This is a genomic window from Siminovitchia sp. FSL H7-0308 (genome assembly GCF_037980985.1).
In the GTDB taxonomy this organism is placed as follows: domain Bacteria; phylum Bacillota; class Bacilli; order Bacillales; family Bacillaceae_C; genus Siminovitchia; species Siminovitchia thermophila.
In genome coordinates, this window is sequence record NZ_CP150282.1 from 2323873 (window position 1) to 2349707 (window position 25835).

At 36.3% G+C, this 25835-nt stretch carries 27 protein-coding genes; 4 read left to right on the forward strand and 23 right to left on the reverse strand.

The annotated features are described in order from the left end of the window. Window positions 1-352 precede the first annotated feature (352 nt). From MHB50_RS11040 to MHB50_RS11050, 3 genes are all read left to right on the forward strand, one after another. The gene (locus MHB50_RS11040) at window positions 353-1360 is read left to right on the forward strand and encodes an alpha/beta hydrolase (RefSeq protein ID WP_340083765.1); all 1008 of its coding nucleotides are present in this window, start codon (window positions 353-355) and stop codon (window positions 1358-1360) included. Window positions 1361-1916: 556 nt separating this feature from the next. Then, window positions 1917-2663: a transposase gene (locus MHB50_RS11045; protein WP_340083766.1), complete on the forward strand. Its 747-nt coding sequence runs from the start codon at window positions 1917-1919 to the stop codon at window positions 2661-2663. 26 nt (window positions 2664-2689) lie between these two features. After that, on the forward strand, window positions 2690-3133 hold the full coding sequence (locus MHB50_RS11050; RefSeq protein WP_340083767.1) for a transposase: 444 nt from the start codon (window positions 2690-2692) through the stop codon (window positions 3131-3133). Window positions 3134-3533: 400 nt separating this feature from the next. Here MHB50_RS11050 and MHB50_RS11055 read toward each other — a convergent pair whose 3' ends face one another. From MHB50_RS11055 to MHB50_RS11095, 9 genes are all read right to left on the reverse strand, one after another. Further along, window positions 3534-4286 carry a (S)-benzoin forming benzil reductase gene (locus MHB50_RS11055; RefSeq protein WP_205180238.1) on the reverse strand — a complete coding sequence of 251 codons (753 nt, stop codon included), beginning with the start codon at window positions 4284-4286 and terminating at the stop codon, window positions 3534-3536. A gap of 38 nt (window positions 4287-4324) precedes the next feature. Then, complete coding sequence (locus MHB50_RS11060) at window positions 4325-4834, reverse strand: flavin reductase family protein (RefSeq protein WP_339163681.1); 510 nt, start codon at window positions 4832-4834, stop codon at window positions 4325-4327. Between the two features lie 541 nt (window positions 4835-5375). Continuing rightward, window positions 5376-6104 carry an oxygen-insensitive NADPH nitroreductase gene (gene nfsA, locus MHB50_RS11065; protein ID WP_340083768.1) on the reverse strand — a complete coding sequence of 243 codons (729 nt, stop codon included), beginning with the start codon at window positions 6102-6104 and terminating at the stop codon, window positions 5376-5378. Window positions 6105-6292: 188 nt separating this feature from the next. Continuing rightward, the gene (locus MHB50_RS11070; protein ID WP_340083769.1) at window positions 6293-7606 is read right to left on the reverse strand and encodes a hypothetical protein; all 1314 of its coding nucleotides are present in this window, start codon (window positions 7604-7606) and stop codon (window positions 6293-6295) included. Window positions 7607-7626: 20 nt separating this feature from the next. Continuing rightward, window positions 7627-8826, reverse strand: coding sequence for a hypothetical protein (locus tag MHB50_RS11075; protein WP_340083770.1), 1200 nt, complete (start codon window positions 8824-8826; stop codon window positions 7627-7629). A 114-nt stretch (window positions 8827-8940) separates the two neighbouring features. Further along, on the reverse strand, window positions 8941-10512 hold the full coding sequence (locus MHB50_RS11080) for a recombinase family protein (protein ID WP_340083771.1): 1572 nt from the start codon (window positions 10510-10512) through the stop codon (window positions 8941-8943). Window positions 10513-10515: 3 nt separating this feature from the next. Further along, complete coding sequence (locus tag MHB50_RS11085) at window positions 10516-10932, reverse strand: recombinase (RefSeq protein ID WP_340083772.1); 417 nt, start codon at window positions 10930-10932, stop codon at window positions 10516-10518. Further along, entirely contained in the window at window positions 10932-12494 is a 1563-nt protein-coding gene (locus MHB50_RS11090) for a recombinase family protein (RefSeq protein WP_340083773.1), read from the reverse strand. Before MHB50_RS11090 ends, MHB50_RS11085 begins: the two co-directional genes overlap by 1 nt. A 53-nt stretch (window positions 12495-12547) precedes the next feature. Continuing rightward, window positions 12548-12775 carry an SHOCT domain-containing protein gene (locus tag MHB50_RS11095; RefSeq protein WP_340083774.1) on the reverse strand — a complete coding sequence of 76 codons (228 nt, stop codon included), beginning with the start codon at window positions 12773-12775 and terminating at the stop codon, window positions 12548-12550. A 208-nt stretch (window positions 12776-12983) separates the two neighbouring features. Between MHB50_RS11095 and MHB50_RS11100 the strand changes: the two genes are divergently transcribed. Next, on the forward strand, window positions 12984-13613 hold the full coding sequence (locus MHB50_RS11100) for a hypothetical protein (protein ID WP_340083775.1): 630 nt from the start codon (window positions 12984-12986) through the stop codon (window positions 13611-13613). 41 nt (window positions 13614-13654) lie between these two features. Here MHB50_RS11100 and MHB50_RS11105 read toward each other — a convergent pair whose 3' ends face one another. The 14 genes from MHB50_RS11105 to MHB50_RS11170 all read right to left on the reverse strand — a co-directional run bounded on the left by MHB50_RS11105 (window position 13655) and on the right by MHB50_RS11170 (window position 25766). After that, entirely contained in the window at window positions 13655-14359 is a 705-nt protein-coding gene (locus MHB50_RS11105) for an N-acetylmuramoyl-L-alanine amidase (RefSeq protein WP_340083776.1), read from the reverse strand. Beyond that, a complete protein-coding gene (locus tag MHB50_RS11110) occupies window positions 14356-14769 on the reverse strand; it encodes a phage holin family protein (RefSeq protein WP_340085330.1) in 414 nt (137 codons plus the stop codon). Before MHB50_RS11110 ends, MHB50_RS11105 begins: the two co-directional genes overlap by 4 nt. A 62-nt stretch (window positions 14770-14831) precedes the next feature. Next, on the reverse strand, window positions 14832-15161 hold the full coding sequence (locus MHB50_RS11115; RefSeq protein ID WP_340083777.1) for a phage head closure protein: 330 nt from the start codon (window positions 15159-15161) through the stop codon (window positions 14832-14834). 4 nt (window positions 15162-15165) lie between these two features. Next, window positions 15166-15465: a head-tail connector protein gene (locus MHB50_RS11120; protein WP_340083778.1), complete on the reverse strand. Its 300-nt coding sequence runs from the start codon at window positions 15463-15465 to the stop codon at window positions 15166-15168. Between the two features lie 41 nt (window positions 15466-15506). Further along, window positions 15507-16703 (reverse strand): phage major capsid protein, encoded by a 1197-nt coding sequence (locus tag MHB50_RS11125; RefSeq protein WP_340083779.1) that lies wholly within the window; start codon window positions 16701-16703, stop codon window positions 15507-15509. A 13-nt stretch (window positions 16704-16716) separates the two neighbouring features. After that, window positions 16717-17397: a head maturation protease, ClpP-related gene (locus tag MHB50_RS11130; RefSeq protein WP_340083780.1), complete on the reverse strand. Its 681-nt coding sequence runs from the start codon at window positions 17395-17397 to the stop codon at window positions 16717-16719. 3 nt (window positions 17398-17400) lie between these two features. After that, window positions 17401-18624: a phage portal protein gene (locus MHB50_RS11135; RefSeq protein ID WP_340085331.1), complete on the reverse strand. Its 1224-nt coding sequence runs from the start codon at window positions 18622-18624 to the stop codon at window positions 17401-17403. A gap of 49 nt (window positions 18625-18673) precedes the next feature. After that, window positions 18674-20218 (reverse strand): terminase TerL endonuclease subunit, encoded by a 1545-nt coding sequence (locus MHB50_RS11140; protein WP_340083781.1) that lies wholly within the window; start codon window positions 20216-20218, stop codon window positions 18674-18676. Further along, window positions 20211-20693 carry a phage terminase small subunit P27 family gene (locus MHB50_RS11145; RefSeq protein ID WP_340083782.1) on the reverse strand — a complete coding sequence of 161 codons (483 nt, stop codon included), beginning with the start codon at window positions 20691-20693 and terminating at the stop codon, window positions 20211-20213. The genes MHB50_RS11140 and MHB50_RS11145 overlap by 8 nt, the downstream gene beginning before the upstream one ends. Window positions 20694-20835: 142 nt before the next feature. Further along, window positions 20836-21048, reverse strand: coding sequence for a hypothetical protein (locus tag MHB50_RS11150; protein ID WP_340083783.1), 213 nt, complete (start codon window positions 21046-21048; stop codon window positions 20836-20838). Continuing rightward, window positions 21041-21796, reverse strand: coding sequence for a hypothetical protein (locus MHB50_RS11155; protein ID WP_340083784.1), 756 nt, complete (start codon window positions 21794-21796; stop codon window positions 21041-21043). The genes MHB50_RS11150 and MHB50_RS11155 overlap by 8 nt, the downstream gene beginning before the upstream one ends. Window positions 21797-21879: 83 nt before the next feature. Continuing rightward, window positions 21880-23394: a DNA (cytosine-5-)-methyltransferase gene (gene dcm, locus MHB50_RS11160; RefSeq protein WP_340083785.1), complete on the reverse strand. Its 1515-nt coding sequence runs from the start codon at window positions 23392-23394 to the stop codon at window positions 21880-21882. After that, window positions 23387-24622 carry a site-specific DNA-methyltransferase gene (locus tag MHB50_RS11165; protein ID WP_340085332.1) on the reverse strand — a complete coding sequence of 412 codons (1236 nt, stop codon included), beginning with the start codon at window positions 24620-24622 and terminating at the stop codon, window positions 23387-23389. Before MHB50_RS11165 ends, dcm begins: the two co-directional genes overlap by 8 nt. A gap of 775 nt (window positions 24623-25397) precedes the next feature. Next, window positions 25398-25766 carry an HNH endonuclease signature motif containing protein gene (locus tag MHB50_RS11170; protein ID WP_340083786.1) on the reverse strand — a complete coding sequence of 123 codons (369 nt, stop codon included), beginning with the start codon at window positions 25764-25766 and terminating at the stop codon, window positions 25398-25400. Window positions 25767-25835: the final 69 nt, after the last annotated feature.

Genomic DNA, 25835 nt, shown 5'->3' on the forward strand with positions numbered 1-25835 from the left:
GAAGAAAACGGCACTTAAATGCCCGATTCGTTCAACTAACATTCAGTAGGAGGTGGAAGAAAACGCCTGCTGAATGAAGATTCACTTTATATAAGATGGATATTATTGATGTAATAAAACCAAATATTTGAACCATTACCTCACGTGATTTCAAGTATTAAAAAGCATTTATCACCACAGAAAGAAAATCGCTATGGCTTGATGATGAAAGGGCATTTCCTGCAAAATATAGGAAATTTTGCTACACTTAGGTTATCTAGTGTCACGAAATGATTCACTAACTGGCGGAATTATAGAATATAGAGAGAATTGATAAGTATAGAAATTGACCTTTCTTGAGGGAGCGGATAGAGTGCTTTTAGATTCTGTTGAAAAACCTTTGAGTAACTTGCGTGAAGAAAATGGAGCAGGAACAATAATAAAGGAGTATATACAAATTAACGGAGTAAGACAAGGAATCATCATTGAATCTTTAAATAAAGGAAACCCATTATTATTATTTTTACATGGCGGGCCTGGATTTCCTGTCTATCCTATTATTAAAGCTCACGATATTAGGCTTGAGCAATTTTTTGACGTCTGTTACTGGGATCAAAGAGGAGCAGGAATGTCTTACCATGTTAAAGACGCTAAAAAACAACTAACGGTTGAACAGTTAGTTGACGATACGATACAAGTAATAAACTATTTGAGAAATAAATATTCACAAGACAAAGTTTTTCTGCTTGGACATTCATGGGGCACTTTTCTTGGGAGCCTTGTGGCAAGAGACAAACCTGAGCTTTTCCACGCCTATATTGGTATTGGTCAAATAGGGTCAGCAAAAGAATCTGAAAAAGAGACCTATCACTTTATCTTGCAAACCGCGATAGCTAAACGTGACAACCGTGCGCAAAAACAAATAGAAAAAGTTGCATTTAACGATACATATTACAAAAATCGTTCATATGGTGCTATTAGAGAAAAGTTTACAAACAAGTATGGAGGTGGGTTTAAGCGTACCGGGTATTCACATTTTAAAATACTAAAACATGTTTTTACTTGCCCACATTATTCTTTTCAAGAACGAATGAATATTTTCCCAGGGAGTATTTACAGCTATCAGTCATTAGGTCATATCATGGCTACAACCGATTTAGTAGAACTTATTCCAACACTCAACCTCCCTGTCTTTATACTCCAGGGTGTCCATGATTATCAAACAACATACACCCAAGCTAAACGCTTTTATGACTCAATTGAAGCTCCATACAAGAAAATGTACACTTTTCATCATTCCGCACACGCTCCTTTTATTGAGGAGGAAGAGCGCTTTTATACGATTATGCAGAATGATGTTTTGGAAATTATGAAAAGGTAATGACAAATTGATCTATTTGAGAAAATAACAGTAAAAATCCTAACGGTGCTTTTGCGGGAAAAAGAATGTCGATATGGCAGTTTCCTAGCGTAATTAAAATATTGCTTGAGCGGGTACATCTAGAAAAACCTAAAATAGCTTTTACAATTATGATTGTTTTGAATACAAGAAATATCTTTAAGGATTGCACTCTTCTTATTATCCATTTTTGAAAGTGATCGAATTTGGACATGGATAGAGGGAGGAAGAAAGTGCGATTACTTCTTCAACTATAGAGTGCATTGTTTAAAATTCAAAAAAACATACTAAGATTAGTGGGTAAGATCATCGACGGATGATTTTACCCACTATTTCTTTTTTAAGATATAGTGAGAAGTGAGAGAAAGCCCGACCGTAGCCTCGAGGATTGCGAATCCGAATAAAAAACCGGGCTTCTTCACTTTCATTTTTGAATCAGGTTTAAGTATGTTGGGGCCTTGAGCTCGTGTATAGGAAATTGGAATCGAAATGAATAAGTGAAGAACTTTCATCACTAAGAGAGAAAAGAGGTAGTTAAATGGGAACAGTAATGGCTTTAGATGTATCAATGGGGAAAAGCTACAAGGTTGTTTACGACGATCAACAGTGTCTTTCTGAAGGTGAAGTAATACATAGTCAAGCTGGTTTTCAGGAACTCTTGTATGAAATATATACACTTCCTGAAGATTTGATGCTTGTCTTTGAATCTACTGGAATTTACTCTAAGACGCTAGAAACATTCTGTCAAAAAAATCAATTACGTTATTGTTTATTGAACCCCTTGGCAGCCAAAAAGCAATTAGAACAAGGGACATTACGAAGCTGGAAAACAGACAAACATGACGCCCATAAATTGGCCCAAGTTCATCGACAAAATGATCGACCAGAAAAATTAGACCAACCAGATATTTATCATGATATACGTGATTTATCTCGCTTTTATCAAGAAGTAGAAGAGGATATAAAGCGTACACGGATGTATTTGCATAATGCGTTACAATTAAGTTTTCCAGAACTTGAGAGATTCTTTTCTAGTAGAGTCACACCTTATGCACTTACACTAATCGATTTATTTCCACATCCAGATTTTGTATTACAAACAAGTAAAACAAAAATAAAAAACCTTTTGATAAGAAGTACCACTAAAAAGATATCCGAGAATCGTGCGAAGCAGAATGCAAGTGAAATTTTTGAATACGCCAAAGAGTCTTATCCAGCTGTTTCATCAAGTAGTGTCAAACTCAAAAGGTTCAATATTACGCAAGACAACTTCTTCAACGATTAGAAGAAAAAGAAAAGGTTTCTAAACAAATGACCGAGAAAGCCAAACAACTTCCAGAGTTTGAGTTACTCATAAGTTTTCCAGGCATTGGTGACATAAGTGCAGCACTCTTTATTGGTGAAATCGGCGACCTATCACGTTTTTCTGATCATAAGAAAGTAAATGCCTTTATTGGGATTGATATTCGGAGATACCAATCAGGAAAATATGCAGGCCAGGATCACATTAATAAGCGTGGTAATCCAAAAGGAAGAAAAATTTTATATTTCATTGTCCGGAACATGATTCGTCAACAAAAAGCAGCACCAAATCACATTGTAGATTACTATTACAAATTAAAAAAACAACCTCATCCGAAGAAGGACAAGGTTGCGGTAGTAGCTTGCATGAACAAGCTACTAAAATGTATTTATTCCATGGTCAGGAACAATACGAAGTACGATTATTCGTACACGGCCTCTATGGACCAATAAATCAATTAGATTATATCACATATCACACCTCAATTTAAAAATAAAATACTTGAGGTTTATTTCTTATGCCCAGATATTCCATACAAAGTAAATTGAAAAGTATTATAAAGATACTTGACTAATCGTAGGAAGGGGCTTGGACATAGGCAAATACGAAATAGCAAGGGGCTTGGACAAAACCCTGTAAACATGAAACAAACCGCATGGAATCAAGTTTAAAACCTTGATTTCACGCGGTTTTATTCTCGCGATTTTACGAATATCAATCAGCTTGCAACTTGTGTCCCAGCACCTTAACCTAGTATGAGCCTTTCACTTAAAAGGTCATAAGAGATGTTGCTATCATTATTGTAAAATAAAGGGCACTTTTCTTTAAATGTTATGACTATATCCCCAACGATTACATATTTCGCAAATCTGTGACGACATCGACTGAGGAAAAATCATGATGTTTCACCAATTGGACGAGTCTTTTTGCCGTTTCTTCCGCTGAACTGAGTAATCCTTTTTCTTTATACCCTTTAAATTGATCAACAAGTTCAAAATTTTTCCGATCCGTAGACCGGATTCGTTTCTGCATATCCGTATCAATGATGCCTGGAGCAACTGAAACAATTTTCACCCCATAAGGCTCCCGTTTTTGCTCCAACGAAACAGCCCGGGAATAATGGTCAAGACCCGCTTTCGCGGCACAATAACTGCTCCATCCCGCATAGGCATGCCTGCCTGCTCCCGATGACACATTTACGACCCGTTTGGGAACATGTTTGTCTTTTAATCTGCGAATAAAAGCCGAAGTTAAAATCATCGGAGCTGTTAGATTAACCGCAATGTTTCTTTCAATTTCCCCAACAGGATTGTCTTCCGTATTCCCGATCGGATCAATCACTCCGGCATTATTGATGAGTGTGACAGACTCTGGATAGTTTGGCATATGTGCAATCATGTTGTCCATTAAGCTGTCCAAGCCGGCAGTTTCGGCCAAATCATATTTTATAAAAGCGAGATGTACTCCCTTTTCTTCTACCAGCGCAGCCAACTCATGATTCTTTGAGCGGGCTGTACAAACAAGGATGTGATTTTCATGTAAAAGTTCTTTTGCGAGCGCCAAGCCAATACCTCTTGAAGCACCGGTTATAAAGAAAACTTCCATCGTCGACCATCCTTTCTGAATAAAAGTCTTAAGCACGATTAATTATTTTCAACATCTGTATAAAATTCCGCCGGAATCGATCCGAAATGGCGTCGATGATACAGCATCGGATTGCGATTCTCTACTTGAATATCCAACACTTTCCCAATCAGAATCGTATGGTCGCCGGCTTCGACCGCCTTAAACAACTCACATTGCAATACGGAGAAAGCTCCTTCAATGACCGGCAGACCAAATTCGGACTCGCTCCATTCGCATTGGCTGAATCTATCTACATTAGGTGTCGCAAATGTTTTGCACAATTCGACCTGATCCGCCGCAAGAATGTGAACCGCAAATTTATCGCCCTTTGTAAAAGCCTCGAGCGATGAAACGCGATGGTCGATTGACCAGAGTATAAGAAGCGGATCGAGAGAAACGGATGCAAAAGAGTTGACAGTAAGTCCAACTGGTATATTTTCGTCTGTAAACGTCGTAACAATTGTTACTCCGGTAGGATAGTTGCCAAGCGCTTCTTTAAATAACTGCTGTTTTTCTTCTTTCGTCATCTTTTAATTCCCCTTCTTCCAAATTCCTCAAACTTCTTTTATATTTTAAAATATTTCAGTCATGCGGTTGCGCACATCAGTTGTTGAAGCATTGCCTCCCCTGATCTGGTAAGCCCTTGCAGGAGAGTATGCATGATAAGCCAACCGTTTTTGCTCATAACTTCAAAAATCAAGCAGTCGTCTTGACGACCAAATCACTGTAAGCTGAGTGACATGTCCCGCCTCCGTGATACCGGCACAAATTGCGCCGACTCGAACACGGACCTCTCAGGATTCACATTTGCTCCCGCCGTAAAGCCCTCATTTTTCGCAAGCCCAGTAATTCTGTCTTCATCCATCATTTTACCATGTTTTAAAGAATACGCGCATCCCTAAGGAAAATGGATGAAATCCAACTGACAGGCTCCATGCAACTCAACCGCTTTTTTAGCTACCATATTACGGCGATCATGAACCTTAGGGACCGTCCCTCGGGATGGTTTTCATGTGAAAGAATCTTTTATGGAAATTGAACGTAATCCCCGAGCCGTCAACCGACCGCTCAAAATTTCAAGAAACCTTTTGACTGCAAGAATCTTAGCATATATTCTCTGCGATTCTTTGCCATAAATTCCGCCATCACATCCGTCCAGGCATTGTCTCGTTTATTCGCTGTCCGCTGTTCATAATAATCTTTCATGATGTTATCGTAATCTTCCAGAATCCGCTCATATTTCTCCTCGTCATATGTATCTTCATGTAAAATAGCTTCGACCGGGAGACGCGGCTTTACTTCGTTGGATTCATCCGGCACGCCAACCGTCATCCCGAACAATGGAACAACAAATTCCGGCAATTCAAGCACTTCGCTAATGAGTTCCGGATTATTCCGCACCCCTCCTATATAGCAAATTCCATACCCTTTAGATTCTGCGGCAATGACAAAGTTTTGAGCGAATAAAGCCGTATCAATCACTGAAACAAGAAAGTTTTCAGTCAATCCGGCTCGTATATCCTTTTTCTGAATTCTTGCCGCATGTTCCAGTCTCTTTAAATCGGCACAAAAAACAAGCGCCAACGGAGCAGAATCAAATTGTTTCTGATTTTTCGACAGCTCGGCCAGCTTATCTTTTTTGACAGAATCTTTCACCCTGATGACGGAATAAGCCTGGACAAAATTGGAGCTTGCCGCATGTTGTGCAGCGTGAAGCATCTCATAAAATATTTCATCAGAGATGGGTTCGTCTTTATATAGTCGAACAGATGAATGTGACTTTAACAGATCAAGCATACAAACATCCTTTCTTAAAACATTTCGCAATACATCAAACATCATCATAACAAAGTTTGACTGCCCTTACAGTATATATGCTTGGGACGAGTTGATAGAATTGATGTTTTAATGAATTTTAGTGAAACTTACGTTCATGGAAACATATCGACCGTTTTGGACGTATGCGAGAACATGTCAATATATATTTAATCCTTACTCAGCTGCTCCGATAAATATTTTAGCATATCAGGAACTCTCCAAGTATTTGCTTGACATATTTCTATATGTTTTTCTAGAAGATGGGGTTTTAAGGTATAAAGTTCCTCTAGTTCATCCCTTAATTTGAAAGGCGGATAAGCACTATCTAAAGCATTATTTATTGCATTAACGATTTTTTCATCTAAATCTATTTGGGATATGTAATACATAACAATTTCTTTATTTCGATTTCCCCAGTTAAAATTATGTGCAATAGTTTCACCGACAAAAGCCTTCTCATAAAATGTTTTAAAAAAACCTTGCTGGATTAGAGTTAGCTTGTCTATATCAGAAATATCATTGAACATTCCGTTCCATTTATACTCCGTACCAAAAATATCAGAATCTATGGTATTAAATACATGCTCATAAGCCTCTTCTAATTGGTCTCTGGGTATCAGTTTGTTTCTAAGCAAGCTAATAAGAATCTTATAATCATCCGACACTTTAAACTTACTTCTCCACAGCTCTCTTATAAAAGTTTCTCTGCCATGAAAATACCTTATAATTGAACTTTTTCTTCTTAGAATATCTAAACAAAAGCCACTTTCCTCCGTTAAAAATTCAATTAATATCTCACAGTACACCTCAGGAAGTTCAAATTGTCTATACCAAACTTTTGCTATTTCATCGTCTAATACCTTGAATGGTTGAGGATATCTTTCTAATGTAAAACTCTTTAATTGGGTTAAAAAGTCACTATATTCGTCAATCTCTATTGCAGTTGGTATTTGTTGTACAATTGGATCTATTGGTGTTTCAGGAGGAGTAAATACTGGATTATAATAATCACTAATCTCTTCTAATATAAATTTCATCCCGCCATGGACCACGAATTTAGTTAAATTAGACTGAATAAATAACCAAAAACTTTCAACATGGGGATAGCTGACAGTATTTCCCTTCGCATGGGCACAATCGTTTCTACGATTTTTCCAAAAGTTATACTGATCCCTTAAATCCTCAGATATGTTAAATATGGGCTTCTTTTTGTTACTTATCAATGAGATTATTTTTTTGTCCCATAAATCATCATTTTGTAAATCTTTTCTTATTTGGCTCCATTCGCCGTCTGAATAATCCTTTGCAGCTCTAGACTTGATAACTCTGTGTTTAATAATCGTTTGAAAGCCTAAAAAGGAAAATAGTAACGATGCTCTATAGGCTGATGCTTTATAGCAAATAATACTTTCTTCGAACAGCTCTTTAGCCTCGCTTTGTACATCATGGTTCCTTAACCATTTTTCAAAACCTATAATCATTTGCTCACTTCCATTTGTACTTAGTAAAAATATTTATTATTTAACTTTAAATTAAACAACTCACTTTTCTCTTTTTCCGTTAATAACTCATCTGGATGTTTACTAGAATCTTGAATCCAATTAGCTTTATTCATGGCCCACTGATATTCATCTGTTGACTTATCTAATTCACTAGAAATATATTCTCTTATAATATTTGAATAAAAATAGTTCATCGAATTATTCAGCAAATCCTGTGTTCTTTTATATTCTTTTTCTCGCCGTTCTTTGAGTAATAACCTTTCCTCTTCTTCCTTTAGTTTTCTCTCTTCAGCTATTATATGAGCCTTTTCTTCCTCATCAATAATTTGTGGCAATGAAAAGATATAAATAAATACCTTTCTTAACAAATCTTCTACTGACATAGTTTTAGTTTGATTGATCACCTTTTCATTTCTACTCCAACGATACCAATAAGCTTTATACCCAACTTCGACATTAATCGTTCCTTTTGTTTCATATTCATATGTGTGATAAGTTGAATAATTTTTATCTTCTGGAGAAAGGTTTATTTTTCTGCATGGAAGCTTAAAATTTATTGTGAAAGTATACTTCTTAAATATTATCTCTGTTTCATCAAATTTACATATGATCTTTGCACCAGCTTTTTCAAGTGCTTTAAACAAACTATCAATAAAAGATAATACTTCAGGAAATATTTCACCTGATGCAGATTTAATTCTTAGTCTATCTTCCCTATAAGTTTTTGTTTTTCTACGGTATTTTATTATCTCTTTATGTGGCTTAGTAGATAAATTTTTGTTGATATTCAATGAATTATAAATATCCATTAAATTTTTTTGTTCAGATTCTAAATAAGAAAAATAACGAAGTTCTTTCTTTTCAGTTGGTGAAGTCTTAGTATTAACTTTTGATATTTCATTAGCATCTTTATTAGCATCGGGTATAATAATTTTTTCTGGTACAGTGGTAACTCGATGTTTCTTCGCCTTTTCAATAGAAACTATACGGTTATCTTCTGAGTTTGGTAACGGTGGTTGAACTGGCTTTTCATTCCCCATGTGTAACTTGCTCCAATAGGATGCTGTCGGCAGTGGTATATCATTATTTAAACAAGCTTTTTTTAATTTATCATAGGGTGCTTTTAAATCCCTTGCTGTTTTTGTTATTCCTATTGACCAGAGCATATCATATAAATCTTTCCTGGAGATTGATATCATCCGTTACACGCTCCTTAGTTTTTACTCTATTCTATAACTCATAGAATTCTCAGTCAATTTAATACAAAGTAAGAGCTCATGCCATATTAGACATGAGCTTGTAAAGAAGTTATTTTAAATATCTTTTTCAATTTCAATTCCCGATTTAAATTCAATTGTTAAATGTCTTTCACGAACCGTTATTTTTTCAATCAATCTTCTAACAAGTAAATCGTCATATGCTTCAAGTTGCTTCGGTTGTTCTTTTAAAAACTTTGTCATTTCTTCTATCCGCTGTCTCATTCCTTCACGTTCAGCATTTTTCAACAAGACATCTTGTTTCAATTCCCGCAGTCTATAAATCTCTTCTGCCACTTCATCATAATCTGCTTTTGAGTTAGCAAGTCTGAGCAGTTCCATTTGTAGTTCTTCTAGCTTTTCGTCAATGTCAGCTGTAGGTTTATCTGCATTTTCATTTAAAACTGTTTCAATGTTTTCTACCAATATACTTAAATAACTATCTTTACTGCCCAGCACTTCATTTATTGCTTGTACAATTGCATTTTGCAAATCATCTTCTCTGATGGTTTCTGCATTACATAGATGTGTTTTTCTCTCCAATCTGCTAACGCATCTCCAAACAATTGATTTGTAACCTCTGTTGTTCCAATGCACCCTTCGAAAAACATCTTCACATTCTGCACAAAACACAATGCTAGATAATGCGTATTTACTGCTATATACTCGTTTCTTTCCAGTTTTTCCGTTTCTAATATTTACCCTTCGCATCATTTCTTCCTGCACTTGTAAATAAATCTCTCTTGGAATAATCGGTTCATGATTGTTTTCTACATAGTATTGTGGGACGATTCCATTGTTCACAACCCGCTTTTTTGTCAGAAAGTCTACGGTATATGTTTTTTGAAGCAGTGCATCTCCTATATATTTTTCGTTCTGCAAGATCTTCTTAACTGATTCCGGTCGCCACTTTTTCCTTTTCGCTGCTGTCAATATTCCATCTGCTTCAAGTCCACGAGCAATTTGGATCAAGCTTTCCCCTTCTAAATATTTTCGGTATATACGTTTTATAATCTTTGCTTCTTCAGGTACAATGACTAGTTGCTTATTTTCATCTTTTGTATAGCCTAAAAATCGGTTATGATTCACCTGCACTTCACCTTGTTGGTAACGATACTGTATGCCTAGTTTTACGTTTTGGCTTAGGGACTGACTTTCCTGTTGTGCAAGGGATGCCATGATAGTTAACATAATTTCACCCTTGGCATCCATTGTGTTAATATTTTCTTTCTCAAAAAATACAGGTATTTCTTTATCCTTTAGCTGCCTAATATACTTCAAGCAGTCTAATGTGTTTCTCGCAAATCGACTAATAGATTTTGTAATAATCATATCGATTTTTCCGTTCATACAGTCCTCAATCATTTGGTTAAACTGTTCTCTCTTTTTGGTGTTCGTTCCTGATATCCCATCATCGGCATAAATACCTGCAAGTTTCCACTCTGGATTGCTTTGAATATAAGATGTGTAATGTTCAATTTGAACCTCGTAACTTGATGCTTGTTCGTCACTATCAGTTGAAACTCGGCAATAGGCCGCCACTCTCAGTTTCTTTCGTTCCGCTTCATCTTGATTATTTCTAACTCTTGCTCTTGCAGGAATGACTGTCACGTTTCTTGCTACAGCCATTGATTAAGTCACCTCACTTTGTATTAAACTGTATACATATTCTGCTTGTTTTATTGGATTGTCATATTCCTTTTCTATTTCATTAATCAAAAATTCATAACTAGGTTGAAATCGTTCCTCTTTCTTTTTCCTATTTAATCTGCCTAATTTTTTAGCGCGTTTGTGCCTTTCCTCCTGAGCACATTCAAAAACCTCTTTTGAAATTAGAGCTGGGAATATTTCGTTACCGAGATACCGCTCATCTGTAAGAAGTCTTGTAATTCCACTATGAGTACGATTGATGTTTGCTTTCTTTCCCGCATTTTGCATTGACTTGCCTGATAAATACGCTTTAAATAAAGTCTTCAGTCGCTCCGCTTCTTGTTCATTTACAAAGACCTTTCCACCTACAATCTGATATCCAAACGGAGTGTGTGCCATTATCTATCAATCCTTTCTTTCAATGTAATGCCACATTTTAATTGGAATCCGATTGCTGTTGGCGAGTAAGCAATAATTTTTTTGACATATTTTTCAAATATCTCATCTTCAAATGATTGGATATTTGACATCTTGTTTAGAAACTTTAGCAGTTTTTTCAATTCTTCAATCTGCGTTACCCCACCGTTGATTAATTGATGTAATCTTATTTTTTCATTTTTTAATTCCATTGAGTTCCGCTGAAGTTCTATTTTCTGCTCGTTAAAAATGGCTGGTTCTAAAAAGCCTTTTGACATTAAATGAATCAATGTTTGTAATTGCTCTTTGTTATCTTCTATCTGAACTTCGATATCCTGAACTTGTTCATAGCTATTATCGAACTTTAAACTTTCCAACTTTTTCAGTAAAGGAATCAGTACATAATTCCTTCCGAAAATTAACTTATTTATCATTGTGACGAATGCTTGATGGATTCTCTCCTCTTTAATAAAAAGCATGGAACACACATCTTTATTTTTTATGTGTGTTGAGCAGCACCAAGCAATATATTTTATATGTGTTGATGTATGAATCCTTCTTCTGAATGAATCGCCACATTCTGCGCATTCAATCCTCCCTGAAAATGGGTAGCGGTTCTGATATTTTCTACTGCCACTTTTCACATTCTTCTGAGTGGCTTGGTATTCAAGCATTTTATTTGCCGCTTCAAATTCAGCATGATTAATAATCGACTCGTGATGTTTTTCAATTAGATACTGATCTAATTCGCCCTTATTAACTTTTCGGTTAAAGTTTTCATCAGTGTACGTTTTTTGTAGCAAGGCATCCCCAGTATACTTTTCATTTTTAATAATTCCTCGAATGGTAGATCCAGTCCAGTTTCCGTTCCTTTTCGTTGGAACTCCTTCTTCGTTTAGTTGTTTAGCAATTTTTTCTGTTCCTTTACCATTCAGTACACTTTTAAAGATTCGTTTGATTATTTTTGCCTGTTCTTCATTCACAATTATTTGTCCGTCTACATAATCGTAACCATATGGTGGATAAGCCAGCTTATACGTACCGCGTTTAAATCTTTGTCTAATTGCCCACTTATTATTTTCTGAAATCGATATTGATTCGCTTTCCGCAAGGCTACTAAGAATTGAAAGCATCAGTTCACTGTCCATCGATTCAGTATTTATGTTTTCTTTTTCAAAATAAATATGAATTCCCAAGTCCACTAACTTTCTAACTAGTTCCAAGCAATCAATTGTATTTCTTGCAAACCGACTGATGGACTTTGTCATGATGAAATCAATTTTTCCCTTTTCACAATCGGAAATCATTCTTAATAGTTCTGGACGTCTGTCTTTTTTTGTTCCTGTTATTCCTTCATCACAATAAATATCGACAAGCTTCCATTCAGATTTCTTTTCAATTAAAGTTTTGTAATGTTTCTTCTGTGCGTCCAAACTAATTAGTTGATCCTCATTAACGGTAGAAACTCTAACGTAAGCAGCAACTCTTAATCTATCTTTTATTTTCTGATTAGTGGTAGCATCAATCGTTGTTATCTTTCTCATCAACTCAACCTCCCTTCTTGTACGTGATATATTAGCTCTAAACCCTTGATATATCAAGGGTTATCGCACATCAAAGGACCTAATAACGGTTTGAATTTCTGACGATTTAATTCGTTAATTTTATTGAATTCTTCTTTTGTGATGAGGTTGTTTTCGAGAATTTTCATGAGCAATCCTTCTGAATAATAATAATCAAATTCATTTTGCAATTGCTCATGCGTTATTTCGTGCTTCATTTTCATTGCAGACGTGTTTTTTGCTTTATGTTGTTTCACTCGCATATAGATTCCTCCTAAAAGTCTTCTACCTATATGCGATAAAAAGAGGGTATTCGAACCCCTTTACGATAACTTGAAGTTTTTTCTCTTTATACTTTGATAAACTTACCTTATTCAATTATCATCAATATTAGATAATAAAGTTTATTCAACAAGCAAATCAATTAGGAATCTATTAATCAAAGTTGATACTAATTTAAGGGGGATTTACATGGGGATATTTGATTTTCTGTTTAGGAACAAATCTAATAAAAGTGAAAAGGAAAAACAGCAAACGAACATAACTACAGAAATAAAAGAAGAATATAAAGAGCCTGTCTCTATTGCTGAAACAAGCTATTCTGTGACTAAGAGAGAGAAGTATGGAATATTTGAATACATTGATTTCAAAATTGCAGGAACCTCTTTTTACCAAAAAGCTATAAAAAAAGCCATACAACAAGAAAAAGAAGATAGTATTTTCTTTGATGAAAAATTTGAGGGTATGACAAACAAAGATATCTTAGAAGACACTTATGATGAACCAATTTTTGAATATGCAGGTGCATTATTTTCCAATTGCTCGCTACAATTAGAACCTAACAACGAATATGATTCAAAGGCAATAGCGGTCTATATAGATTCATATTTGGTCGGTTATGTTCCTAAGAAAGGCTTCTTGGAAGGTAAAGAATACATTTATAATCTATTAAACGGTGGATTGAAAGAAAACCAAAAGCTGAATATCAGTATTAACCTAAGAGGTGGGAAATATAAAATAAACCGTGATGAAAAAATTGAAACTGGGGAATCTGATTATAAATTAGACGGACAAGTAACTATAAAAACTGAACATAAGTAATATAGTGCCCAAAGTAAATCACACCCCTTGGGCACTTTTATTTAACCGTAGTTTATAAAAGCATCACTGAAACCTGCCTTTTTAGCATTTGCAAGTTGCTTCTCTGCATTAGCCTTTACGCTATATGCACCAATCTGCACTCGATATAGTTTCTTTCCGGATATCGGTTTTGAAGGTGTTATACTCTTCGCAAGTTCCTTTTTTACATCTGCTCGGAATATATCCATACTCTTTCCATGTTTTGTAAACCAATGACTTGGATCGACATGATTACTTGCGATTTTCTTTTGATATCCTTCGTAGTGGCCAATAATATCTTTCTCGGTTAATTTGTATTGCTTACAAAGATACGCACACAATTCAACCGCTTCTTTATAAACTTGATTAAAATAAGTTTTATCCGTTAAACCATCCTCACAAATTTCAAAGCCAATATGTGTATTATTCGCCTCTCCACCAGCATGCCATCCACGATGATTCCATGGTAAAGTTTGATACGTTGCAATCGAGCCATCTTTTAATTTCCCAATAAAAGCATGAACACAAACTTGTCTACCATCGGGACATGACTGATTCCAGTGATTATTGTATTGATTCTTACCAAGCCATCCATCATCTGGTCCCACATAACGTTTTAGATTAGGATTGTTTGCTCCTGTACTGTGAACCATAATTCCCGTTGGTCTAATTTTCTTTCCTGATTTGTAGCAATCGTTATTTGTAAAAATTAATTTCCTTAAATTCATTTTTCATTTCCTCCTTTGTCACGCAGTTGGGCAAGAACATTTTTTAGTTTTTGTGGGATAGGAAGCCCAATTCTTGCAGCATTTTCTAAGATGCTGATACCTTCATTTGATAAATAAAAAAAGATGACAGCTGTGCGAATTACACTGCTATCACCTATAAGTCGACTATCTACAATATGAGCAATTGCGACCATAATAAAGATAAAAATCTTTTTAAAAATCCCCTTAGCTCCAATTTCACTTGAGAGTTCACGTTTAATAATTCCAACCATTATTCCTGTAATATAATCTATAATAACAAAAACAATCAATGCATATAAAAATCCATCAATCCCACCTAAAAACCAACCTACCCACCCGCCGATTAACGTAATCAATGTTTGAACATATACAAAAACATCTTTAACCACCAATATTTTCTCACCTCTTTTTAACTAGTTTTTTTGATTATGTCTTTCTAAAAAAAAAATAATTAATTACTGCTACCAGTAACAATGTCCGTCTTTAGAATCAAATATTTATTTTCATACCTAATATTATCAATAGCAATTATGTTATATTGTTTTCCCCTAAAAAGTATCTTGTATGTTGTGTCAATACCTGGGAAGTATCGAACAATAAAACTTACCGTATTTTCCGCCTGTACTGCGGCAGCAGCATAAAACTCTCTACCGCTAAGGTTGGAGACTGCCGCCCATACAGTTGCAACATCCACCCATTCTTCAATTGGAAATCCATCTGGATCGGTACCATAAATATGCTTTTGGAAAGTAACGCGATTTCTTAACCTTCCAATTTCCATTACATTACCAACTTTCTTTTCGGTAATTATTTAGGATTAATTTCATAATCTCAATTGTTTCTTTAATCCCACCACTATCATTTCTAGTGTAGTTGTATGTTCCTTCTCTTTTCTCATACATATTTGCAACACAATATAGCATTGCTTGTTTCACCGTTAAAGGGATTTCTTCAAAATCTGTAAACGGATATCTTAGTATTTGTTCACAGAGTTCCTTCGCTGTACCAATTAGAGCGGTGATAAGGGTATCTTCCTCATCACCGTCTACACGTAAATATAATTTAGCTTCTTCAAGCGTCAGCATACACCTGCACCACCAATACATTTATAAGCTAAAAATTCCATTTATGTTGTTTTCTGTTGGAGCACCTTGATTGCCTCAGGAAGAATCAATTTGCCATCAACTCGGTGTGTACCTTTAAATCCAACTTGTCCTGTCGCAGCATAAAGTTCATTTAATCGTTGGAAGGAACGTGCCTGTCTATCTGCAATCCAGTAGTAGCCAAAGTCTCCAAATGCAATCGTTTTAGCATCAGCCTTTGCAGTTGGAACATACGGTGAAGTCTTAACTGGTCGATTCAAAATAGTATCTGGTTCTCCAGCCTTAATAGATGGTTGCCATAAATACTGTCCATTACCATCTTTAAGCTTCCGTATCTTTTTAACTGTGTCATCATTCATGACAAATACAGCATTCCTACGATAAGGTGATCTTAAGGAGTAAACTAAATCTATGATTTCATCAGCTGTGATAGCCGTAGCTGAAGCTGCAGTCACTCCTAACTCTGCACCACCCGTTGCATTAAAAATACCAGTCGGTTTTCCAGTGCCATCTCCAACGAAGAAAGCTTCTTCTTCTTTAGCACCGATCCGTCTGGCAAACTCTTTTGCGATATAAGATTCAAGATTAAACGCACTATCATTTAATAGTTCTTCGGATACTTTAATCATCGTTGCTACTTTATAAGCTCCAATTAATACTTGTCCGAAGCTATCATCCGAATCAGGAATCAAGGCCTCTTCATCAACCCAAGATGCAGTTCCTTTGGAAGCAACCACTGGTATTTTTCTGTCTCCTGACGATGTATTAATAACTTTAGCTAAAGTACGAAATATATTTTCTTCCTCTAGCGATTGTATTAAAGTCCGCTCAAACTCATCTGGAGCTAAATATCCACCTTCAGTATCTACACCTACTTGTAATGCGTTTTTTAGGTTATAATTGTCTTTGTTTCGCATCGCATTCCAGAATGCCTCTCTATATTCATCCGTTCCTCTACCTGCTTTAGGTTTGCCCATCTCAGTTGGATTTAATTTAATTGGCTGATTTGTTGGCTTTGATAATTCTAAATCGATAGCCTTTTGTCGCTCTAATCTATCTATTTCTTTGCCAAGATTGACCACTTCCTCTTCCATTCTTTCATAAGTAGCTGTATCTTCAGCTGACAAAAAATCACTTTCTTTCTTCTTAGAATTGAGGAAAGACTTTGTTTCCTCCCATACCTTCGCTCGTTTTTCTCTCAGTTTTAAAATTTGACTCATTAAAATCTCCTCCTTAAATTTTCAAGAGATCAAGTCTCTTTTCCAGTATATTAATATCTGTATTTGCTTCATTTTTTGGTAACTTATGCAGGAATGAATTCATAACAGCAACTTTATTGTAAATAATCCCTTCTTCTGGTGAGGATTGTTCATTTTCATTTTGGAACATAATTTCATCTGCAAATCCAAGTTCAACTGCCTTTTTGGAATTAAACCAACTCTCTCCATCCATTAGATGTGAAAGTTTTCTTCTTGAAAGGCCCGTTTTTAATTCATAGGCATTAATGATGCTCTCTTTTACTTCACTTAGCATACTGATTGCCTTTTTCATCTCAGATGAATCTCCAAATGCAATCGTCATTGGATTGTGAATCATCATCATGGAAACTGGAGACATTAGAATATTTTCACCTGCCATCGCTATGACAGATGCGGCACTTGCGGCAATCCCGTCAATTTTCACAGTGACGTGTCCTTTATAATCCATCAACATGTTGTAAATTTGACTAGCTGCGAAAACATCACCTCCTGGCGAATTGATCCAAATATCAATATCTCCACAGTCTTTATTTAACTCATTTTTAAATTGCTTTGGAGTTACATCATCGTCATACCAAGATTCCTCGGCTATAATACCATCCAAGTAAAGTACTCGACCTTCTTCATTCGAAACCCAATTCCAAAACTTTTTCAAGGACTACCCCTCCTCATATTTCTCTGTCCAAATACCTGCTTTTGACATGTCGACAAAGTTACCGTTCACTAAATATTTATCTCCTCCCATATCAGATGAAATCATATTCATCTCTTCTAACTCGCGTATATCATTTGCTGACATGACCCCATTTTGTCGCATAATTTGATAGAACTGTGCTCTTGAACCTGCATCCCCTCGTAATCTGCCATTTAAGTTAAATTTAATAGAATAATTCCTTTTATCTTTATCACTTAATAAAGCTTTCTTCATAGACTGTTCAATTCTTGTTACCCAAGGCATAATTGTATTATCTATAAAGCTAATTGATTGATGTTCAATATTGCTAAATGTTGCTTTATCTAAATTCGCCACGAGATGTGGTGGAACACGAAAAATTCTACAAATCTCTTCGGTCTGAAATTTCCTAGTTTCCAGAAATTGAGCCTGTTCAGGTGGGATACCGATACTTTGAAATTTCATCCCCTCCTCTAGTACCGCAATTCGATGGGCATTACCACTTCCCTGATAGACGGCATTCCAGCTTTCCCTAATTTTTGTTGGATCCTTAACTACTCCAGGGTGTTCCAAAACTCCACCCGGATTTGCACCGTTGGCAAAGAATTTAGCACCATATTCCTCTGTTGCCAGCGCCATTCCGATTGCATTTTTTGCCATAGCAATTGGTGAGTATCCTATTAACCCATCAAAACCAAGACCAGGGATGTGTAGAACTTCTTCTCTTCTAAGAATGGTAGAACCTTCGTCTTTACGATACTCATAGTACAGTTCTCCTGATGCAGTCCTATCCACCGTCATTCTATTGGGAAGTAATGGATAAAGAGAAAGCACCTCTCCTCTACCATCTCGGATAATCTGAGCATAAGCATTTCCCCATAATAAAAGATGACTCATCAGTGTTTCTCTAAACACGAACGAAGTCATCTCATTATTTGGCTCATCATGTAGCATATAGAACAAATTATGTTCTATCGCCTTTTCTTTTCCATTATCAGTATGTCTGTATAAATGTAGTGGAAGGCTTGCAATGGTTTCTGCTAAAATTCGTACACAAGCATAAACTGCGGTAGTTTGCATAGCGGTTCTTTCATTAACTGATTTCCCACTAGTTGTACCGCCGAAGAAAAAACTATAAGTATTTCCCAGAAGACTATTTTTGGGACTAGCTCTAGTTTTAAATAGTTTCTGTATAAATGGAAACTTAATGTTAACCACCTCCCTAAAGAGCTCTAACATAATCTTCTTATAGATAGAATCACAGAATAATTATCCCACGTTCATCATAAATACTTTCCCTATTCTCATTTCTTATCGCCCTGTCCAATGCCATAATCAAAGCAACTGCCCCATCAATTCGTTCTGTACTTTTTGCTTTATCTGGCTTTATGTTCCCAGCTGGGTCTGTTCTCACAAAAATGTTATCCATCATCCAACGTAAAACAGGATTTCCCCCATGAACGATCCGATTTTCTAATGTAATTTTCATTAATTCTTTGGTTGCTGGAGACATATCCTTGTATCCCTGTCCAAATGGCACAACAACAAAACCCATCCCATCTAAATTCTGAACCATTTGAACTGCACCCCATCTATCGAATGCAATTTCCTTAATGTTGTATTTCGTCCCTAATTCTTCAATAAAAGCTTCGATAAAACCATAATGAACGACATTACCTTCAGTAGTTTTGATAAACCCTTGTTGTTTCCAAATATCATATGGTACATGGTCTCTTCGCACCCTGACTTTTAGGTTTTCATCTGGAATCCAAAAATAAGGTAGAACAACGTACTTCTCATCATCTGTTCTTGGTGGAAAAACTAACACAAACGCTGTTATATCAGTCGTACTCGAAAGGTCAAGACCAGCAAAGCATTCTCGACCTCGTAGACTATCGAAGTCAATGGAATCATCACAGGCATCCCACTTATCCATTTGCATCCAACGGGTTGATTGTTTTACCCATTGATTTAACCTTAATTGACGGAAGATATTCTCCTCTGCCGGATTTTCTTTAGCACTAATAAATGCATTTCTAACTTTTTCTATGTCAATGGTATGGTCAAGCGATGGGTTAGCTTTATACCAGTTCTTTTCATCTGTCCAATCATCGTCATCATCAATTCCATAAATCACTGGATAGAATGTTGGATCAATTTTTCTACCTTCAATAATATCCTCTGCTTTTTGATGTATCTCATAACAAATTGAATTCCGATCTGTCCCAGCTGTTGTAATTAAGAAAAACAACGGTTGACGTCTTGCATCTCCTGAACCTTTCGTCATAACATCAAATAATTCTCGATTTGGTTGGGCATGCAATTCATCAAAAACCACTGAATGAACATTAAGTCCATGTTTGGTATAGGCTTCAGCAGATAATACTTGATAAAAACTATTTGTAGGCTTATAAACTAAACGTTTCATAGACATGACTGGTTTAAATCTTTTTCTGAGTGCTGGAGATTGGTCCACCATTTCAACTGCAACATCAAATACAATTGATGCCTGTTGCCTATCTGAAGCACAGCCATACACTTCTGCTCCCCACTCATTATCAGCACATGTCATTAATAGGGCAATAGCTGCAGCAAGTTCACTCTTTCCATTTTTCTTTGGAATTTCAACATAAGCTGTATTATATTGACGATATCCATTTTCTTTTACTGTTCCAAAAATATCTCGAATAATTTTATCTTGCCATGGTAATAAATCGAAAGGAACACCACGCCACTGTCCTTTTGTGTGCTTTAAAAGACTTATGAAATCCACAGCATGCTGTGCTTTCTTTTCGTCATACACTTTTACCACCGCCTTGCAAGAGCATTAACTCCATTGGATCGTTTGAATCATTCGTCTGCTCAACCACTATCCTACTTCTTGATGAAGGTGTTAATCCAAACTGTTCACAAAAACGAGTCATGATTTTTAAATAACTCTGTGCGATAGATACTTGAGGCACTTGCTGCCAATAACCCGATGGTGTTTTAACAATCGATCCATGTTTGGAAATAAACTCCTCAGCCTCTCTCCACCTCGCATAAGCTTGACAATATCCAGCAAAGGCTGCCATATCAACTTCTGTTAGAATACCTAAATGCTCCATCTTTTTGACCATTCTACGCCATTCTTTCTTCGCTTCTGGTTCAAGCCAAGATGGACATCTAGGCGCTCTTTTTTCAGGTTTAGGTTCATTTTGGTTCAGCTTTCGTTTGCCAGGATTGCCCTCTAGCGCCATTATTGCAGTCGGCTTGGGTTTACGTCCACGTTGAGCCACAAGCGCCACCTCCCTTCAATTTTGGCATAATAAAAGGGTCTATCCAAAGACAGACCCAGTTTGAAGATATTTATTGATACTTCAACAAATCCCATTACTTTTTGCGTATTTGTTCATCCATATTAACTTAGAGAATAGCAGTTTAATTATTACTATTGATACCTGGAAAATTGTAGTTTCCTTTCTTGATTTCTTCATGGTCGGCTTTAACTGCATCACGATAGTCAATGCGTTTAGATTCCTTGTCTTTACATGCTAGACAAATGCAATCAGTATTGTACATGGACATAATTCTACCGTCTTTTAAATTTCCACCACAGCGGTCACAGTTTGCTTGTGTAAAAAACTTATCCATTTGAGCCCCTCACATTCCGATGAGCTCCACTTCCTTCGAGGTTTTTCAAGAGGACCTTCCTTGTTGTTTTATAATGTGGTCCATTCATACCAAGCCGTATCAGCCAAGTTCTGAAGGCATACTTTGGATTGTCATTCTGAGATTTTTTGAAGGATGCTCTTTTTTGCCTTTTAGCATTTTGATTAATGAAAGTAACAAGGGCTTGAAAAGCATCTATTTTCTCTGAATTTAAATTTTTACCCGCTAATTTGATGGTGAAGATTTCATTTTCAAAGTCAAAAGTTAATCCTGGCATCTTTCCATCACCTAGTTCTTCAAATACCATTTTAAAATCCTGAATAGTTTCCGTTTCCTTTTTGCTAAAATCCTTTGGTATGGTTTCATCCATCAATGGCTCTGTTGTTTCGAATGCCATCATAATTAGGTGCTGTTTACTATAAAGCATATTTACAATATTTTTCAGAGTGTTTCCAGTGTGACCCTCAAGTGGAAGTGTAATCTCCATGCCTTCAAGTTCAAAATTTACTGATTGATTATCGTTCTTCACTGCATCCTCATGTATTGGTGGATTTACAATTTCTTCAAAACTCCTCTCTTCTCCTGCTGAATTTGTAATCGTTCCTTCCCTATCAATCGTGTACGTTTCCTCAGCTGTCACTATCTCATAAGCAAAGCTTGGGACACCTAAATAAGTTGGTTTTACATCAAAAAATTCGCCTAGTTTTTTGACCATTTCTTTCCGTTCCATTTTCACTACCTCCTGTGTTTTGGTGTAGTACATATATCACTCTAAACACAAGATATAGCAAGCTATTAAAACGTATTTTCAAACTATCCTGCATTAGAATTTCTATGCAATGTTTGTACGATTCCTTTTAGTACAAAATGAACACATGGCAATGCGACCCCATTTCCCCACATTTTATATTCAGCAGTGTCAGAGTGTGGTTGATTTAACCACTTGATAATTTGCTTTCTTGTTTTTGGTCGTTTACTTTTACCGATTACTTTTCTATGTGTTTCCCACACTTCTGTCCAGAATAAGATTTCGTCTTCTGTAGGCTCATCTGTTCCAAGGTTACTGCACCACTCATCAGGAAATCCTTGAAGTCTAGCACATTCAGTTGGAGTTAATCTACGTACTATTCTGTTAGGTTCATTAATAAGTGGAGGATCTTTGTAATCTGTTGCAACTAACGTATTTGCAACTTCTTCTTTCGCATGTGTAAAATGGGAGTTTTTACTTGCCGAAAAAATTGGGGTTTTATTCTTTTTATCCCCTTCACTTTGAACAGCAACCACAGCAATTCCACCTTGATTACTATCAGGCACATTTCCAGATGTATCAATAGTTCTTGAAATAGAACTTTCATAAACATTTGCTCTAACATTTGCAGTACCCTCAGAGGTAAAGCGAACATCAAACGTTTTAGATTTTTCTAAAATAAAAGGTTGACTGTTACCTCCAGTTCCATAAACTGATAGTACCGTTTGAGCAACCTCTATTGGTCCTTTAACCCTCGCATCTCTGCCATGATTTTCAAAAACAAGCGGTGGATGATTAGACTGAGCACGAAGTGTTGCTGTTTTTCCATTAGTCACATCCATTCGACTGCCGCCTTGGTCATTTAAGCAGAGTTCGCTTGCCGCTCCAAAGCTATCTTCAATACTTGTGGTAATTCTTTTCCTCGTTTCTCCGCTCTTCGTAAAATTCCCTGACAGGCTCTCTGACTCAAATAATATTTTGGATGCACTCTGTCCATTAAAATCTGCGACAAGGAAGATGCGTTTTCTTCGCTGGGGAACTCCCCAATATTGCGCGTCAAGGACTCGCCAAGCGAGTGAAAAGTTTTCTCCCACAATTTCACCTGCGTGTTCCCACTTGTCAGGTTTAGTGATAGCAACGCTTTCTTCTTTAATCTTACAGAATTCTTCAAGGACACTTCTAAAATCTTGTCCTTTGTTTGAAGAGAAGGCTCCACAGACATTTTCCCATACTGCGTATTTTGGATATTTACCATTCGTTTTACACCTCATTTCCTTTATAATTCGAATGGCTTGATAGAATAATGACGACTGTTCTCCATCAAGTCCTGCCCGCTTACCTGCAATAGATAAATCGGTACAAGGTGAGCCAAAAGTTATCACATCAACGGGAGGAATTTTATCTCCTCGGAGCATACTGATATCTCCTAAATGTTTCATTTGCGGGATTCGCTTTGTCGTTACTCTTATCGGAAATGGCTCTATTTCTGAAGCCCATACAGGATTTATTCCACAAAGTAATCCAGCCAATGGAAATCCTCCACTTCCATCAAATAGTGAACCTAAAGTTAATTTACTCATCGGCAATCACCTTCAGGTCACGATAATTATGTTTTTTATTTCCTCTTAATAGATACACTTCCTCATCTGTACCAACATGTTCAATAAATCTTTTAACTATTACATCTGTATATTTTTCGTCTAATTCAATCGTGTAACAAATACGGTTTGTTTGTTCACATGCTATCAATGTAGAACCACTACCACCAAATGGATCCAGTACAATACAATTACTCATACTACTGTTTTTAATCGGGTAGGCACAAAGCGCAACTGGTTTCATCGTTGGATGGAGTGCATTTTTAGATGGTCTGTCAAAATTCCAAATGGTACTCTGCTTTCGATCTGTATACCAGTTATGCTTTCCATCTTTTAACCAACCAAATAATATCGGTTCATGTTTCCATTGATAAGGACTTCTACCAAGCACTAAGCTTTGCTTTGCCCAAATACAAACTCCCGAAAGATAGAATCCGGCATCTTTAAATGCTTTTCTAAAGTTATAACCTTCAGTATCAGCATGAAACACATAGATAGACGCATCTTTTTCCATGTTAGCAGCCATATTTTTATACGCTTTTAAAAGGAAATTATAAAACTCTTCATCCTTCAAATTGTCATTTTTTATATCTCCAACTTGAGAAGAATAATTTACGTTGTATGGTGGGTCTGTCACCACGAGGTTTGCTAATTGTCCATTCATAAGTTCCCTATAGACAGTTGGATCTGTACTATCCCCACAAATGAGTCGATGTCTCCCTAATAACCACATATCACCTTTTTGTGAAACAGTCGGTTTTTTAAGTTCCTCATCTACGTTAAAATCATCTTCTTTTATTTCCTTATCATGAATTTCGTTAAAAAGCTGTTCAATTTCAGGGGGGTCAAAACCTGTAAATGAAACATCATATTCTACAGAATGCAAATCTTGAATAAGATCTGCAAGTAGTTCTTTATTCCATTCACCGCTAATTTTATTTAATGCTATATTTAGTGCTTTTTCTTTTGTCTTATCAATATCAACGATGACGCAGTCTATTTCTGTATAACCTAATGTCTTTAATACCGTCAGTCGTTGGTGACCACCAATAACTGTTCTATCACTATTTACAATGATAGGATCCACATAACCAAATTCTTGTATACTATTCTTAATTTTTTCAAATTCACTATCCCCAGGTTTCAACTTTTTTCTAGGATTGTAGCTTGCAGGAACTAATTCATCAATTGCTAGTTTTTCAAACTTCATCTTCTTCACTCCAAAATCTAGATTTGATATAACAGTCATGACTACAGTACTTTCGTCTTTTATTTCCATAGCAACTAAATTCTCTTTCACATTGTTGGCACGTATAATGATAAAATGCTGATTTATTCCTATTCCGCGCTCTAGGATTTTCTTTCCACCATTTCCTCCGACAATGTTCTGAACAAAACTTACGAACTCTACCACGCGCTTTTTGGTTTATCGGTCGTCCACATGAAGTGCAGAGTAAATGGTTTTTCATTTGTTCCTTGACGTTTAATGCAACAACACTTGAATCCCCAACCAGACCATTTCTTTTACAAAAACCACGGACACTGTCCCGGCTCTTACCTAGCACTGTGGCGATTGCTCTATAGCCGACTCCTTTAAGTCTCAAATCAAAAATTATCTGCCTTTCTATCTCATTCACCCTCTGCACTCCTTTCTGCGTAATCTTTTTAATAAAATCGATAAAAATACACCTTAATCAGCTGTTCAGCATGCTTAATAAGGTGCATTTTAGGTATTACTGTTAAATTAAGAATGTATTGAAAAACCTTAGTATCATTAATGGTATACAGCTTTTAGATTTATCTTCCATTGAACTTTTACGCAAAAAACAAACTGCCAAAAACACTTATGGACAGTGGGGTAATCTCTATAAATGACTCTCTCTATGATACCCCCCTTGCACAATTTCGCGAAAATTCACGCGAAGGGGGCCGACGGTCGTGGTGGCTTTGATTGTAGAGATTCATCTCCCCCCTGGGTATGCTTATTAAAAGGTGTAAACCGGATAACGGTCTTCCCTTCCGGTTTTACGATCATGGCATTTCTTACACAATGGTTGCCAATTGCTTTTATCCCAGAACAACTCCATGTTTCCTCGGTGCGGTTTAATATGGTCAACAACAGTTGCCTGAATCAATCTACCGCTTCGTTCACACTGTTTACAAAGAGGATGTGTTTTTAGGAATTGCTTACTTACCTTCCTCCAACGATAACCGTATCCACGTTTTGTAGCACTTGGCCTATCATTAGAATGGAGTTCTGCATGGGACTCACAATACTTTCTGTTCGTTAGCATGGGACAACCATTATGCATACATGGCTTTTTTGGTTTCTTTGGCATTATACTCAACTCCATCACTAAAAAAGCCCCGTAGGTTTACCTACGAAGGCTATCGATAATTTTTCTCTACTATCATTCTATTAT

What these genes read in the sequence shown, in the direction of transcription:
- MHB50_RS11045 (WP_340083766.1), top strand. Translation starts at nt 1,917, where the DNA reads ATGGGAACAGTAATGGCTTTAGATGTATCAATGGGGAAAAGCTACAAG.
- MHB50_RS11050 (WP_340083767.1), top strand. Translation starts at nt 2,690, where the DNA reads ATGACCGAGAAAGCCAAACAACTTCCAGAGTTTGAGTTACTCATAAGT.
- MHB50_RS11055 (WP_205180238.1), bottom strand. Translation starts at nt 4,286, where the DNA reads ATGGAAGTTTTCTTTATAACCGGTGCTTCAAGAGGTATTGGCTTGGCG.
- MHB50_RS11060 (WP_339163681.1), bottom strand. Translation starts at nt 4,834, where the DNA reads ATGACGAAAGAAGAAAAACAGCAGTTATTTAAAGAAGCGCTTGGCAAC.
- nfsA (WP_340083768.1), bottom strand. Translation starts at nt 6,104, where the DNA reads ATGCTTGATCTGTTAAAGTCACATTCATCTGTTCGACTATATAAAGAC.
- MHB50_RS11070 (WP_340083769.1), bottom strand. Translation starts at nt 7,606, where the DNA reads ATGATTATAGGTTTTGAAAAATGGTTAAGGAACCATGATGTACAAAGC.
- MHB50_RS11075 (WP_340083770.1), bottom strand. Translation starts at nt 8,826, where the DNA reads ATGATATCAATCTCCAGGAAAGATTTATATGATATGCTCTGGTCAATA.
- MHB50_RS11080 (WP_340083771.1), bottom strand. Translation starts at nt 10,512, where the DNA reads ATGGCTGTAGCAAGAAACGTGACAGTCATTCCTGCAAGAGCAAGAGTT.
- MHB50_RS11085 (WP_340083772.1), bottom strand. Translation starts at nt 10,932, where the DNA reads ATGGCACACACTCCGTTTGGATATCAGATTGTAGGTGGAAAGGTCTTT.
- MHB50_RS11090 (WP_340083773.1), bottom strand. Translation starts at nt 12,494, where the DNA reads ATGAGAAAGATAACAACGATTGATGCTACCACTAATCAGAAAATAAAA.
- MHB50_RS11095 (WP_340083774.1), bottom strand. Translation starts at nt 12,775, where the DNA reads ATGCGAGTGAAACAACATAAAGCAAAAAACACGTCTGCAATGAAAATG.
- MHB50_RS11100 (WP_340083775.1), top strand. Translation starts at nt 12,984, where the DNA reads ATGGGGATATTTGATTTTCTGTTTAGGAACAAATCTAATAAAAGTGAA.
- MHB50_RS11105 (WP_340083776.1), bottom strand. Translation starts at nt 14,359, where the DNA reads ATGAATTTAAGGAAATTAATTTTTACAAATAACGATTGCTACAAATCA.
- MHB50_RS11115 (WP_340083777.1), bottom strand. Translation starts at nt 15,161, where the DNA reads ATGGAAATTGGAAGGTTAAGAAATCGCGTTACTTTCCAAAAGCATATT.
- MHB50_RS11120 (WP_340083778.1), bottom strand. Translation starts at nt 15,465, where the DNA reads ATGCTGACGCTTGAAGAAGCTAAATTATATTTACGTGTAGACGGTGAT.
- MHB50_RS11125 (WP_340083779.1), bottom strand. Translation starts at nt 16,703, where the DNA reads ATGAGTCAAATTTTAAAACTGAGAGAAAAACGAGCGAAGGTATGGGAG.
- MHB50_RS11150 (WP_340083783.1), bottom strand. Translation starts at nt 21,048, where the DNA reads ATGGATAAGTTTTTTACACAAGCAAACTGTGACCGCTGTGGTGGAAAT.
- MHB50_RS11155 (WP_340083784.1), bottom strand. Translation starts at nt 21,796, where the DNA reads ATGGAACGGAAAGAAATGGTCAAAAAACTAGGCGAATTTTTTGATGTA.
- dcm (WP_340083785.1), bottom strand. Translation starts at nt 23,394, where the DNA reads ATGAGTAAATTAACTTTAGGTTCACTATTTGATGGAAGTGGAGGATTT.
- MHB50_RS11165 (WP_340085332.1), bottom strand. Translation starts at nt 24,622, where the DNA reads ATGAAGTTTGAAAAACTAGCAATTGATGAATTAGTTCCTGCAAGCTAC.
- MHB50_RS11170 (WP_340083786.1), bottom strand. Translation starts at nt 25,766, where the DNA reads ATGGAGTTGAGTATAATGCCAAAGAAACCAAAAAAGCCATGTATGCAT.